Annotated in this window: 14 protein-coding genes; 5 read left to right on the top strand and 9 right to left on the bottom strand. The window is 34.5% G+C overall.

The genetic code is table 11. The features are described from left to right. Nucleotides 1–14 precede the first annotated feature (14 nt). The 5 genes from ABXT67_RS00960 to ABXT67_RS00980 form a co-directional block, all read right to left on the bottom strand. Complete coding sequence (locus ABXT67_RS00960; protein WP_415375424.1) at nucleotides 15–935, bottom strand: mechanosensitive ion channel family protein; 921 nt, start codon at nucleotides 933–935, stop codon at nucleotides 15–17. A 6-nt stretch (nucleotides 936–941) separates the two neighbouring features. Then, a complete protein-coding gene (locus tag ABXT67_RS00965) occupies nucleotides 942–2,252 on the bottom strand; it encodes an ABC transporter permease (RefSeq protein ID WP_415375425.1) in 1,311 nt (436 codons plus the stop codon). A gap of 6 nt (nucleotides 2,253–2,258) precedes the next feature. Next, nucleotides 2,259–3,185 carry an ABC transporter ATP-binding protein gene (locus ABXT67_RS00970; RefSeq protein ID WP_415375426.1) on the bottom strand — a complete coding sequence of 309 codons (927 nt, stop codon included), beginning with the start codon at nucleotides 3,183–3,185 and terminating at the stop codon, nucleotides 2,259–2,261. Nucleotides 3,186–3,474: 289 nt separating this feature from the next. Further along, nucleotides 3,475–4,578: a molecular chaperone DnaJ gene (dnaJ, locus tag ABXT67_RS00975; protein ID WP_415375427.1), complete on the bottom strand. Its 1,104-nt coding sequence runs from the start codon at nucleotides 4,576–4,578 to the stop codon at nucleotides 3,475–3,477. A gap of 186 nt (nucleotides 4,579–4,764) precedes the next feature. Beyond that, nucleotides 4,765–5,331 (bottom strand): nucleotide exchange factor GrpE, encoded by a 567-nt coding sequence (locus tag ABXT67_RS00980; protein WP_415375428.1) that lies wholly within the window; start codon nucleotides 5,329–5,331, stop codon nucleotides 4,765–4,767. 162 nt (nucleotides 5,332–5,493) lie between these two features. Here ABXT67_RS00980 and ABXT67_RS00985 point away from each other — a divergent pair, with 162 nt between their 5' ends. Then, nucleotides 5,494–6,162 (top strand): YceI family protein, encoded by a 669-nt coding sequence (locus ABXT67_RS00985; protein ID WP_415375429.1) that lies wholly within the window; start codon nucleotides 5,494–5,496, stop codon nucleotides 6,160–6,162. Between the two features lie 201 nt (nucleotides 6,163–6,363). On the opposite strand, the gene ABXT67_RS00990 is transcribed toward ABXT67_RS00985, so the two are convergent. The 3 genes from ABXT67_RS00990 to ABXT67_RS01000 form a co-directional block, all read right to left on the bottom strand. Next, the gene (locus tag ABXT67_RS00990) at nucleotides 6,364–7,269 is read right to left on the bottom strand and encodes a TIGR01777 family oxidoreductase (RefSeq protein WP_415375430.1); all 906 of its coding nucleotides are present in this window, start codon (nucleotides 7,267–7,269) and stop codon (nucleotides 6,364–6,366) included. A 113-nt stretch (nucleotides 7,270–7,382) separates the two neighbouring features. Then, on the bottom strand, nucleotides 7,383–8,051 hold the full coding sequence (mnmD, locus tag ABXT67_RS00995; RefSeq protein ID WP_415375431.1) for a tRNA (5-methylaminomethyl-2-thiouridine)(34)-methyltransferase MnmD: 669 nt from the start codon (nucleotides 8,049–8,051) through the stop codon (nucleotides 7,383–7,385). A 2-nt stretch (nucleotides 8,052–8,053) separates the two neighbouring features. After that, on the bottom strand, nucleotides 8,054–8,578 hold the full coding sequence (locus ABXT67_RS01000; protein ID WP_415375432.1) for a DUF4920 domain-containing protein: 525 nt from the start codon (nucleotides 8,576–8,578) through the stop codon (nucleotides 8,054–8,056). Between the two features lie 138 nt (nucleotides 8,579–8,716). Between ABXT67_RS01000 and ABXT67_RS01005 the strand changes: the two genes are divergently transcribed. Continuing rightward, complete coding sequence (locus ABXT67_RS01005) at nucleotides 8,717–9,787, top strand: branched-chain amino acid aminotransferase (protein ID WP_415375433.1); 1,071 nt, start codon at nucleotides 8,717–8,719, stop codon at nucleotides 9,785–9,787. A gap of 147 nt (nucleotides 9,788–9,934) precedes the next feature. On the opposite strand, the gene ABXT67_RS01010 is transcribed toward ABXT67_RS01005, so the two are convergent. After that, nucleotides 9,935–10,321 carry a hypothetical protein gene (locus ABXT67_RS01010; RefSeq protein WP_415375434.1) on the bottom strand — a complete coding sequence of 129 codons (387 nt, stop codon included), beginning with the start codon at nucleotides 10,319–10,321 and terminating at the stop codon, nucleotides 9,935–9,937. Between the two features lie 685 nt (nucleotides 10,322–11,006). Here ABXT67_RS01010 and ABXT67_RS01015 point away from each other — a divergent pair. The 3 genes from ABXT67_RS01015 to ABXT67_RS01025 are packed head-to-tail and all read left to right on the top strand — an operon-like array spanning nucleotide 11,007 to nucleotide 14,024. After that, a complete protein-coding gene (locus ABXT67_RS01015) occupies nucleotides 11,007–11,516 on the top strand; it encodes a hypothetical protein (RefSeq protein ID WP_415375435.1) in 510 nt (169 codons plus the stop codon). Nucleotide 11,517: 1 nt separating this feature from the next. Next, a complete protein-coding gene (locus ABXT67_RS01020; RefSeq protein WP_415375436.1) occupies nucleotides 11,518–13,401 on the top strand; it encodes a sensor histidine kinase in 1,884 nt (627 codons plus the stop codon). Then, nucleotides 13,398–14,024, top strand: coding sequence for a response regulator (locus ABXT67_RS01025; protein ID WP_415375437.1), 627 nt, complete (start codon nucleotides 13,398–13,400; stop codon nucleotides 14,022–14,024). The genes ABXT67_RS01020 and ABXT67_RS01025 overlap by 4 nt, the downstream gene beginning before the upstream one ends. Nucleotides 14,025–14,052 lie beyond the last annotated feature (28 nt).

Below are 14,052 nucleotides of genomic sequence, written 5' to 3' on the forward strand. Positions count from 1 at the left end.
ATTTATTCCTGTGCTTAATTATCTGAATCGTTTTTATTTACTTTCAAATTTGGGTTAAATATATGAACATCTCTTTGTGGAAAAGGAATTGAAATATTATTCTCTCTAAATAATCCATCTATTCTAAATCTAATTTCACTTTTAATACGGGGTTCTGCAAAACTATCGCTTATAAAAAATAACACTTGAAAAATTAAAGCAGAATCACCAAAATCTTGAAAAAGCACAAATGGTTTTGGAGACTTTAAAACTCCTTTTTGCTCATCTACACTTTTTAACAACAATGCCTCGACAAGTCTTGTATCACTTCCATAAGCCACACCAACTGAAACAAATTCACGTGTTGTTCGATGGTTTTGTGTATAGTTATATATGGTTTGTGTAATAAATTTGTGATTGGGTATAATTATAATTTTATCATCCATTGTTATGGCGCGGGTGGTTCGTAGTTTTATATCAATCACCCTACCTACTTTACCGTCAACTTCAACAATATCTCCAACTAAAAGTGACTTGTCTATAATAATGAAGATGCCACCTATAACGTCTTGAAAGAGCTCTTGTAGTGCAAGACCTAAACCTATTAATAATGCAGCAGATGCCGCCAGGAATGGTGTTACATTAATCCCTGAAAAACTCAACACCATAAATACTACCACAATATATGTAGTGTATTTAATAAACTTGAAAACACTTTTGAATTTACTTTTGTCTTGCGTGTCCATTTTTCGAGTAAAAAAAACGCGAATCCATTTTAGCAAATAACTGGAAACTACAAAGGCAAGAATAACGGCAATAATAGACCAAGGGGTGATTTTAACCAGGTTTTCACCCTCTCCAAAATGTATAATATCATATTGAAGGAAACCTTTTATGTTAGCCCAAATATTCTCTTCTACTACTTCTTTTATTTTTTTTGTTACATTTTCTTTCACACTTGTTTAGTATTTTAACCACTTGATTAATTCCTTGTATGTTGGCTTTTTACCGTACATTAAAATACCTACTCGATATATTTTTGCGGCAAAAAATACAATCCCTATAAAAGTAGCAAATAAAATGACTACTGAAAGTATTTGTTGCCAAACTGGGACACCAAATGGTATTCTCATTAACATCACTACTGGAGATGTAAACGGGATATAACTAAAAACTTGAGAAACGGTACCGTGTGGATTCTCTATCACTGTAAAGAAACCTACGTATACAGACAATATTAACGGCATTAGAATAGGCATCATAAACTGCTGCGTATCTGTTTCGCTATCTACGGCAGCTCCTATGGCGGCATATAATGATGCGTATAATAAATAGCCCCCTATAAAAAATAGCAAAAACATTATTACCAAATTAGCTAAAGGCAAACTTTGATATGCACCGTAGGCTTGTGTGATCATATCTTGTGGATTTTGACCTACCCCTTCAACCATCATTTGCGCTTGTTTTTCTTGCATAGCTCCTGGATCGACACCAAATACTAACGAAACAACCGTTGATAAAACCCCAATCAAAATCACCCATGCTACAAACTGAGTTACACCGGCTAGAGAAGTACCTATTATTTTACCAAGTAATAATTTTATAGGTTTTACTGAAGAAATAATAATCTCGATAATGCGACTCGTTTTTTCTTCAATCACACTGCGCATAATCATGTTACCATAGATTATAATGAACATAAACAAAAGATATCCCGCGGCACCTCCAAAGATTAGTTTCGCAATACTATCTACTTTTGAGGTCTCTTTACCTTCAAAAGTTTCTTGCCGTATTTCTACCTCTAAACGAAGTTGTTTTATACGATCTGAATCTATATTTTCTCTTTTAAGAATATCGTTATTTACTTGTCTTTCAATAATTCTTTCAACATCTTTCATCAAACCAAGCGAAGGTGATTCTTCTGAAAAGAAAGTAGCTGATTTGGAAAGCCCTTCTAAGTTTTCAGTCTTAGGAATGTATAATAAACCATAGGTGTCTGTATCTTTTCCTATTGCTTTTGCTTGTTCTAAAGTTAGATTTGTGAGTAGGTTATAATTTTCAGTAGCGGTATCTTCAAAACTATTTGCAAACATTCCACTTTCATCGTACACTGAAATATTACGAACATTATCATTATTAACACTCGAAAGATAGCCCACAAGAGCAAAAATTCCCACAAAAATTAACGGACTCAAAAAAGTCATAATAATAAAAGACTTGTTTCGAACCTTGTTGAGATATTCTCTTTTTATAATTAACGGAAGGTGGTTCATAGCAGTTTAGTTTTTTTGTACAGTTTCGATAAAAATATCATTGGCTGAGGGTATTACCTCCACAAAATGATTGAGTTGGCCTCGTGCCGTTAAAAATGAAACCAAATCATTTACACTATGTGCTTCTGGGATTTGAATTCTATATTTTAAAGCGTCATTAATACTCTTAAATAATGCGGGCTCTAGACTGAATCGCTCTTGTAGTTCTTTTAAAACCTGCTCCTTATTGGATGTAATAAGACCCACGTCAAAAGTATTTGACTGGTAGGCTCGCTTGATATCAATAAGTTTTCCATCCAAGATTTTGTTAGATTTATGTAGGAGTGCAATGTGATCGCACATTTCTTCCACACTTTCCATCCTGTGGGTTGAAAAAATAACCGTAGCACCATCATCACGCAACTTTAAAATCTCATCTTTAATTAGATTTGCATTAATTGGATCAAATCCACTAAAAGGTTCATCAAAAATAAGCAGTTTAGGTTCATGTAAAACAGTAACAACAAACTGAATTTTTTGAGCCATTCCCTTGCTCAATTCTTGAATCTTTTTATTCCACCAATCACCAATCTCTAGGCGATCAAACCAATATTTTAATCGTTTTTTAGCTTCTGCTGCACTTAAGCCTTTAAGTTGGGCAAGATAAACACATTGCTCTCCTACCTTCATAGATTTATACAAGCCACGTTCTTCAGGAAGGTATCCTATATTTTGAACATGGTGCGGTCGTAAAGGTTCTCCATCTAAAAATACGCTACCACTATCTGGCATTGTTATTTGGTTGATGATTCTTATTAAGGTTGTTTTTCCTGCACCATTAGGACCTAGCAATCCAAATATACTTCCCTTAGGCACCTCAATAGTAACATTATTGAGCGCGACAAAATCGCCGTAATTTTTATTGACTTCCTTAGCTTGTAAAAGATATTTCATAGTAAATATTAAGAACGGTAAATATAGTTTATTGGTATTAAGAGGAGCAATAGATTCTTAAATTAAAAGTACTTTAATAGCCTTAAACAAAATTTACTTTGTAATGCAAGGTTAGTACAAAGTCACCTTCAATTGTTACGCGAACTGGCGTTTTATTGGATATATAAATGCAAAACCCTCCCACCGCTAAGCGATGGGAGGGAAAAAAATTGCTATGAAAAAGAAAAATTATCACCACTTAGAAGTAGTGATGATTCAAATATAGTAAATTTTCTTAATGAAACGTTAACTAAGAGAACATATCTTTCACTTTTTCGAAAAAAGATTTGTCGCCCTTCTCAGGTTTCGGCTCGAAATGACTATCATCACTCATTTTTTCAAAAAATTCTTTTTGTTCTTTTGTAAGTGTCTTTGGAGTCCAAACATTAACGTGTACTAATAAATCACCGGTACCATATCCATTTATTGATGGAATTCCTTTTCTTCGGAGTCTTAAAATCTTCCCACTTTGAACTCCGCTTTCAATTGGAATTCTAACTTTACCGGTTACTGTTTCAATTTCTTTTGAAGTTCCAAGGACGGCTTCAGAAAAACTGATATACATATCGTAATGCAGGTTGTCACCTTCCCGTTGTAAGTTGTCGTGTGGTATCTCTTCAATAGCAACTAGTAGATCACCACTAATACCATTTCCAGGTGCATCATTTCCTTTTCCAGATACTTTTAATTGCATCCCGTCAACAACACCTGCTGGTATTTTTATGCTCACTGTCTCTTCTGTCGCTAACATTCCTTGTTCGTCTGCATTAGAAGGTTTTTTATCTACAGTTTGTCCAGCCCCACCACAAGCAGTACAAGTAGCAGCCGTTTGCATACGACCCAAAATCGTGTTTTGTATTCTAACGACTTGTCCAGATCCATTACAAGTTCTACACGTATCATAAGTGGTTCCTTCTGCTACTTTTTTACGCTTTACTTTTATCTTCTTTTCAACACCATTTGCAATTTCTTCTAGTGTTAATTTAACGCGAATTCGCAGGTTGCTTCCTTTTACCATTCTGCGACCGCCGCCGCCAAAACCGCCGCCGCCGCCGCCGCCGCCAAAAATATCTCCAAACTGGCTAAAGATATCGTCCATATTCATACCGCCTCCAAAACCGCCGCCGCCGCCGCCAAAAGCTTGATGACCATATTGATCATACTTTCCTTTTTTATTAGGGTCGCTTAGTATTTCATAAGCTTCGGCCGCTTTTTTAAACTTTTCTTCAGCCGAAGTATCTCCTGGGTTTTTATCGGGATGGTGCTCAATTGCTCTTTTTCGATATGCTTTTTTAATTTCAGCAGCCGAAGCACTTTTGTCTATCCCTAATATGTCGTAAAAATCTTCTTTCATCTGTATTAAATATTTGAGAAACAGGAGAATAGAATGACCAAAAATCTTCAACTTGACGATTAAAAAAAATGGACATTTTATGTGCCTGTTTCTGCGCTAGCAGTATTACCTATGCTATATTAGTAAAATTTGAGAAGGATACCTTTTTAGAAATTGACACCTCTAAAAAGTCATCCTTTTCAATAATTATTGCCCAATTACCACTTTAGGATATCTAATAATCTTATCTCCTAAGGTGTATCCTTTTTCAATTACATCTATAATTTTTCCTTTCATATCTTCTGAAGGAGAAGGAATTTGAGTAATCGCCTCATGCAAGTCTGCATCAAAAGTATCACCCACTTTTGTTTCAGAAACGGAAAGGCCCCTTTGTTTCAAGGTTTCTTGCATTTTATTATGAATGAGTGTCATTCCCTGACTATGAACATCATCTTTAGCGTCATTAAACTCTTTCATCGCTCTATCAAAATCATCCATTACAGGTAACATAGCTACCATTAGATCCCGGCTCGCAGTTTTAAATAATTCTATACGTTCGCGACTTGTTCGTTTTTTATAGTTTTCAAATTCAGCAAAGAGCCTTAAAAACTTTTCTTTTTCGGTTTGAACTTCTTCTCTCAATAGTTCTTCAATAGTTCGGGTATCTTCAACTTCGTTTTGCTGTGATTCGTCATTTATAGTTTCAGTAGCAGCATTTTCCATTACACCATCTTCCTCAATCACAGCTTCGTTATTTTTATCTTTTGTACTCATAATATTCAAAATTGTATTTTCAAGATTTATGTTGGGTTTGCAAAAGTACTGCCATTTGATTATAAAATGTCAAAATGTCACTACTAAAATTTAGTACAATTTTAAGAAACCTAACGCGCTGTTATCGCTAGATTTGTTGTATAATTTTTAACACACAAACCAATGAAAAATTTAACTTTTAAAATAGTCTTAATCGCTATAATTTCTATGAGTATGATTTCTTGTAAGAATGACAAAAAAGAAGCTGCTGCAACTGATGCAAAAGAGACTGCTAAGGCATCTGCGATCGCTGAGCGTTTTGTTGTTGATACTGCAAAGTCTAAAGTAATCTGGGAAGGAAACAAACCTTTAGGGAGCCATAAAGGGACCATATCTATTGCCCAAGGAGAATTTATGATTGAAAATGGAACCATAAAAAGCGGGAACTTTTTGATAGATATGAAGAGTATAAATGTTACAGATCTTGAAATTGGGGACGGCAAAGAAATGCTTGAAACTCATTTAATGGGAACGGTTGCTGGTAAAGAAGGCGACTTCTTTAATGTAAATAGGCATCCAACTGCTACTTTTGAAATAACCAGTGTTGACGAAAAAGATGGAAAAACAATGATGAGTGGCAATCTTAAAATGTTGGAAAAATCAAATAACATTACCTTCCCAGTAACAATGAAATCTAATGGAAGTATGATGAGTGTCACCAGCGAAGAGTTTGAAATTGACCGCACAAAATGGGGCATCAATTTTGGCTCAAAATCTATTTTTGACGATTTAGGTGATAAATTTATTTCTGATGAAATGAAAATTACTTTTGCAGTTAATGCAAAGAAATAATTTCGGCAAATAACTGAATATTACTAAACCTCGATACCTCAAAAGTATCGAGGTTTTTTTAATTCAATAAATTGATTGTTTACCTTGAATAAGCGAATGATTACAATCAAAAAAATGTTTTCAAAAATGCATCGATTGGCTAAGGGTGAAAGAAACCACTGGTAATCGGTCGTTTATTAAAGGGCTATCCTATAATAAGTTTTACAACAAATCTTTAAGTGCACTTTCCACGTTAAAAAAAGCAAATTTATACCCTTGCTCTTCTATTTTTTTTGGACTTACTATTTGACCTTCCAATACTAAAACAGCCATTTCTCCAAGGAGCAGTTTAAGCATAAAAGCAGGAACATTAGGAAGCAACATAGGCATATCTAACTTGTGAGCAATTAGCTTTGTTATTTTTCTATTGTTTATAGGTGTTGGCGCAACTGCATTATAAACACCTTCCAATTTGTGTTTCATAATATGCATGTAAACACCTACAATATCGTCTATATGTATCCAAGAAAGCCATTGTTTTCCGTTCCCTAAAGGAGCCCCCATACCCATTTTTACTGGTTTTACTAATTTTGGTAGTGCACCATCTTCTCCTGAGAAAACGACCCCAGTTCTAACTTTTACAACGTCAATCCCTAAAGATATAAATTGATCTGCAGCGGCTTCCCAAGCAACAACAACCTGCGCTAAAAAAGAATTGTCTACTTCGGTAGACTCTTCTGTATATAATTTGGTTTCAGAATGTGGATAGACACTAACACCACTGGAAGATATAAAATGATTTACAGAATGATCTATATTTTTTAATGTCTCAAGAATTAAATTAGCCGTTTTAACACGGCTATCAAGAATAACTTTCTTGTACCTTTCTGTCCATCTATTTGCAATCGTAGCCCCCACTAAATTGATAATTGCGCTAACGCCATCAAATGCTTTTTCGTCTATTTCTCCTTCGTAAGGGCTCCAGTAAAACCCTTTGTAGTTCTCCTTTGTTTCAATTTTATTTTTATTGGTCGTTAAGTAATGAACAGTCATACCATCTTCTATACATTCTTTTGAAAGTTTAGAACCAATAAGTCCTGTAGCACCGGTAATCAAAATTGTCTTCAAAGCGTTTTAATTTTCAACTAAATTATAAATAATCTTCTATTTACTGAAGAGGATTAACGTAACATTAGGAGAGTCTTTAACAACTTTTGGCAAAACATAAATTTGAAAAGGACTCAAAGCTTAGTCGCCCGCAACATCTCTCTTTTTCCAGGAGGGCCTGGCAAACGTTCTACCGTAAAACCTACCGCTTGCATTGCTCTACGAGCACTTCCTTTTGCTGCGTAAGTCACCAAAACCCCACGGAGTTTTAAAGCCTGAAACATTTTAAAGAAAATTTCTTCGGTCCATAATTCGGGTTGCACCCGTGCACCAAAGGCATCAAAATAAATTAGATTATAGGTATCCTTTTCGGAAATGTCTTTGAAGAATTTTTTAGTTTTTTGAACTTGAAAATTTGGAGTAATTTCAGCAGGAACTTCCCAAGGGATATCATGAAGTTTTAAAAAATCTTCCCGTGTTTCATTTAATAGCTCAGGGTAGTTTAGACTCGCAACTTCAGAAATATCCACGGGATAAGCTTCAACCCCTGTATAGCTTATTTTAAGATTTTTGTCTTTTGCTTCAAGTAAGGTTAAAAGCGTATTGAGCCCCGTACCAAATCCAACTTCTAAAATAGTAGCAGTTAAACTCTCTTGGGATTCCAATAAATAATGTAGACCAGTTTTTATAAAGACGTGTTGTGCTTCAGCAATGGCCCCGTGCTTGGAATGATATTGCTCATCCCATTCTGGCAGATGAATGGTTACAGAACCGTCACCAGTTTTAAGAAAGGTGCGTTTCAAATTTATTCGGTCTTAGCAACAGGAATTAGTACTCCCGAAGATTCAAAAGAAAGTGTACGCTTAGGGGCTGTAATTGCCATAATTTCTTCTTTTGTACTGCCTCCATCTTCTGCATAGTGACGTTGTTCGTCTACACTTACTTCTGCCACAAAAGCCTTACCCTCTATAATTACTTCTTGTCCTGCGATATCTTTAGGCATAAAGAATGCATAATCTTTAAATTTGATCATCGCTTCCTCTTCTCCCACATTAACACGCATCCAACATCCTTTTGCTTGACATACGGAACTAACTTCAGCCTGAAACTTTACATTGAGTGTGTCTCCAGGCTTTAAATTTTTATAAGTTTCTGAAATTTGATTTTGCGTCAATACATTTAAATCTGTAATGGCATCACCAAACGAATTATATTTGTCTTGTATTGGTTTCGAGTTTACTGCTAAATCTACTGCTTCGTTAGAAGTTTTATTGTTTTTACAGCTAACAAGTACCAACACGATACTTAAAATAAAAATAATTTTTTTCATAATCTAGGAATATGTTATTGTCTTAAGATAAAATGTAAAAATAAGCATTTAACTTATGAAAAAAATACCGTTTTTTTAGATTTTTTGTAGTCTAAATTTTATCTATTTTTGTAAAAACATAAAGATTTAGAGACCTCCATGAGCACAACACATACTTCAGACTTAAAAATTATTAAAGCCGAAACATCAAAAATTGATACTGTAGATTTCAGTAATCTAACATTTGGCGCCAATTTCACTGATTATATGTTTGAATGCGATTATAAGGATGGTGTATGGCAAACCCCAACGATTAGGCCTTATGGAGACCTAACAATGTCTCCTGCTGCAAAAGTTTTTCATTACGGGCAAGCTGTTTTTGAAGGAATGAAAGCGTACAAAGATGACAATGGAGATGTATTTTTATTTCGTCCACAACAAAACATTGAACGCATCAACAAATCGTCAAAACGAATGGCGATTCCTGAATTTCCAGAGGAAATTTTGATGAATGCTTTAAAAACGATCGTTTCTATGGAGAAAGCTTGGGTACAACCTGGCACCGGAAACTCTTTATATATTAGGCCTTTTGTAATCGCCACACAGGTTGGTGTTTCTGCCTCTCCATCTACCGAGTATAAATTTATGATCATAATGGCCCCTGTAAACGCCTATTATATAGGAGATGTAAAAGTGGTTATTGCAGACCACTTTAGTAGATCAGCAGATGGTGGTGTGGGTGGAGCAAAAGCCGCTGGTAACTATGGCGCGCAGTTTTACCCAACTAATCTCGCCAAAGAGAAAGGGTTTCAACAAATTATCTGGACAGATAGTAATGAACACAAATATCTAGAAGAAGCGGGTACTATGAACGTGTTTTTTAGAATAAACGACACCTTAATCACTGCCCCTATAAGTGATCGGATTTTAGACGGGGTAACCAGAAAAAGTATTTTAAAACTTGCTGAAAAGGCTGGTGTCAAAACTGAAGTTAAAAAATTGACCGTCAGTGAGCTTGTTGCTGCCACTAAAAACGGCAGTTTAAAAGAAATTTTTGGCGCCGGTACTGCTGCTGTTGTTAGCCCTGTAAGCGCTTTTAGTTTTGAGGAACATATATACGATTTAGAGAAACAAGAAGATAGCTACGCTACCACATTTAAGACACAATTAATGGACATCCAATATAACCGAGCAGAAGACTCTTTTAATTGGAGAATTAAAGTTGATTAAATAAAAACCACTGCCCTTAAAGAACAAAATAGAAAGACCGTTTCGCTGAAATAAAATCATTCTTTTAATCTCCTCAAAAAACGAATGCTTCACATCTAAAGACAAACGGACTTAAAACCTTGACTCTTATATCATCCTTATAAATTTTTATTTATCTAAAATCTCTTTAATGTTTGGCTTGAAGTAACTTGGTCCTTTTAATACCTTTCCGTCTTCGCGATAGATTGGTTTTCCGTCAGCTCCAAGCTTACTCATGTTGCTGCGTTGGATTTCGTTAAAAACTTCAACGATTTTATCCTGCATACCGTGCTCTATAATGGTGCCGCATAAGATATATAGCATATCTCCCAAGGCATCTGCAACCTCAACAAGGTCATTATTATTTGCCGCTTCCAGATATTCTTCGTTTTCTTCACGCATCAATTCATGACGCAAAAGATTTCTTTTTCTACCAATATCTGCTGTTGGAGTATTTTTAATTCCTAGACCAAAAGCAGTGTGGAATTTATGAACGGCGGCTATTTTATCTTTCATTTTAAATGCCCGTGAAGACGGGTGGCTATTTTAATTATGCTTCGTCGTTAAATGAAATGTTTTAAAATTTAACAAACATCCCCCCGCAATCAATGCTGGGCAGACTCTCCTTTTAGCTTCGCAGGGTATTCTCAACTCACCTTCAAAAGGGCAGGGACTTATAATTTGTGATTTGTTCGAATCTACAAAATAAATAAACGAATTTCTAGTACTTAATTTGCCATAAAATTACTCGTATTTCAGAGGTAAAAAAAGTAATGGCTGTTGTATTTTTGTAATTCTTAAAAAACCCTTTTATGTTTAGTACCGGTCAATGGATGTTTGCTTTGTTTTTTACGATTGCTTTTGTAGTAATTATGATTTATAGTTACCGTCGTGACCTTAAGCTTCATAAAAAGTACTACAAAGGAAGCTTCTGGGTTTTAATTGGCTTTTTAGTTTTTATTGCATTGTTAGTGTGTGCTAAGTACTTTTTGAAGCAGTAAGTATTCTTCTATTACTTGCGAAAAATTCTTTTTTGATATAAGTTGTTCGTTTTACGAGTTTTATGTAGTTTGGCATTGCCTAACCCTATTTCTACTTTTTATTAGCCTATTTCTTATTGGCTTTTAAAATATACCCGTTAATGGGTATGGCTTTGAATAGTATCAATTACTAATTTTATAAAAACTTAAAAATATTATTTATGAAAATTTCTGGTACAGTGCACTTAAGCGAAGCGTCAAATGATAGACTCCAATTTATTTACGGAAGCATGTACAATAACCAATTTGTAGGGTTATATGGAAACTTTACAGTAAAAAATGGGATTCTAAAAAAATTATCTCTTTTTGCTATTAATTATAGTAAACAAAAAAACTGTCTTATAAAAAATGCTTCTTTGAACAATTTTCATATGGAACATGGGAATGATGTACGAACTATAAGGAGTGAGGCAGTCGACATAAACTGTTTAACCTTGACTGTTGAGATAGTCGAAAATTTAGACAAACCAGACTATGACATTGATAATCTGAATATCAAGTTACAAGCAAATAGTTTTCTTAGAGTTCTAAGGGAAACAGATGACGGTACTAGAACGAATGAAGTCAAAAATCAATTTACAACTGAATGTGTAGCGGTAATAGACAATAAAGAAGGATTAGCTGCTCCTGGATATATTTGCCCTCGTGGATACAGTAAAATAATCTTGTGATGTGAATATTAAAGCTATTTCATTCTTTTATTTTTCTTTAGGTTTTCTATTTTTATTACAACCTACGCTTAAAGCACAAGACGACTTTCCTATTTCTGGACATATACAATCTTTGTTGGATTTAGAATATAAAAAAGCCATTCAACTTGCAAATATCTCAAAGAATGATCTTTACAAGGCGCAAGCAATTTCGTTAGGTGAAGTAATATTTAAAGCAGGGCAGCAATCACATCAATTTTTGCCACCCCTAAAAAATGAAACACCAAAAGAAATTAGAATATTAAATCTTCTACAATTAGGATATTATAAATTGTACTACACCCCTTATGAATCTGAGACGCTAAAATACTTTTTTGAGGCCCGTGAAATTTCTAAAACTTTAGGCAATCAGGATTTACAAAAAATAACCCTACTAGCAATTTTAGAATTCTATCATTTTGAATATGCGCAAACTCACAACCATTATGAGAAATATTTAAAAGAATTAAAATTTATATCTAAATCACCCATTGAAAAGTGTTGGGTACAATTATATACCCTCTACTTTTTATATCAAGCTATTACTTATCGCGATGAGGATCTAATTGACGAAACATTTATAGTTTTAGAACAAGAGTTGGTACACCTTAAAAAAGACCATGCTTTTTTCACACTCTATAATGCTATAAAGGCGGTACAATTTGAATACGACAAAGATCTAGACAGCGCTTTAGTGAAGTACAACTTTGTCATTGACCATTCTAAAAACATTCCTTTTTTAAACTATTTAGTCTTTAGGTCATATATTAGAATTTCAGAAATATATTATAAAAAGAAAGAATACAAGAAAGGTCTTATTGCAATAGACAAAGCATCTTGTTTTATAGACAAATCAAATACTTTGAAAGGTAATATTTACATCAATAAATTCAGCTCAAAACACCACAATGCCTTAGGAAATTATGAAAGAGCTTACGACCTTTTAAACCAATCTGTAAAAGAACAATACGAATTGGATTATAAAGAAAATAGCATTCAAAATTCTTCGCTTGAGATTGAATTACAAACCGCCGAAAAAGAAAAACAACTTCTTATTTCAGAAAAAAAAAACAAACAAAAAGAAAACATTGTTTTAGGATTGGTAGGAGGAATTTTTGGAGTGAGTCTAATAGGTTTCCTCCTCTTCAAAAACACAAAACGCAAACAACGCATCGCAGAGCAACAAAGCGAAATTGAAATCCAAAAAACAGAAAAGCTTCTTAAAGAACAAGAAATTATCTCTATTAATGCAATGATTGATGGGCAAGAAAAAGAACGGAATAGGCTAGCAAGCGACTTACATGATAGTGTTGGAGCAACACTGGCAGCCGCAAAATTGCAGTTTGAGTACCTTTCAAAAATCACGCAACCGCAAGAGCAAACACAATTACTCTTTTCTAAAACTGGGCAATTATTAGAAGATGCTTATAAAGAAGTCCGTTCCATGGCGCACGTTAAAAATAGCGGAGTTATTGCAAAAAACGGTTTATTGCCAGCAGTAAAAAAGCTAGCCCGAAATGTCTCCACAAATGATGAATTGGTTGTGGAAGTGCGGGATTTTGGCTTGGAAAATAGGTTAGATGGGAGTTTAGAAATAACTATTTTCAGAATTATACAAGAACTCATCACCAATATTGTGAAACACGCTAAAGCCACTGAAGCTGGTATAAACATTACCCAACATGATGACACACTCTCTATCATAATAGAAGACAACGGTAAAGGATTTTATTTTTCAAAATATATAGATAAAGACGGCATGGGGCTTAGTAGTATAGACCGCAGAGTAGAACACCTAGAAGGAACCCTAGAAATAGACTCATCACCAGGAAAAGGAACCACCATTTTAATAGACATACCTTTATGATACGAATAGCAATAGCCGAGGACCATCAATCCCTAGTAGACGGCATAAACTTACTTCTTAAATATGAAGAAGACATTATCATAGTAGGTACCGCAAATGATGGTGAAGAACTCATAAGCATCGTTGAAAAAAAACAGCCAGATGTTGTCATAACAGATATTAAAATGCCCAAAATTGATGGCATTGCTGCAACTAGAATTATTAAAAAACAATTTCCAGATACGAAGATCATTGGTTTCAGTATGTTTGACCAAGAAGATGCTGTTAGACAAATGATTGCTGCAGGTGCAAGTGGCTATCTTTTTAAAAATAGTCCTTTAGAAGATGTGCTTAGCGCCATTAGAGCAGTAGCGACAGGAGAACAATTCTTCGATAGCGATATCAACCCAGATATTTTAGGGGATGATAGTAGTTCCTCAGAAAAAAAATCGGTGTTATCAAAAAGCGAACGAGAAATATTAAGGCTTATAGGCCAAGGCAAATCCAGCAATGAAATTGCAGCTTTTAGGTTTACTTCTGTATCTACTGTCGAAAAACATCGTAAGAATATGATTCGCAAATTGGGGCTGCAAGGAAAAGGCGAACTATTGCGTTATGCTCTTGATAAAAAATATGATTTTTAGAATTTATAATACCCTTTATATATCGTAA

It is taken from the genome of Patiriisocius sp. Uisw_017 (genome assembly GCF_047731265.1).
Classification (GTDB): domain Bacteria; phylum Bacteroidota; class Bacteroidia; order Flavobacteriales; family Flavobacteriaceae; genus Patiriisocius.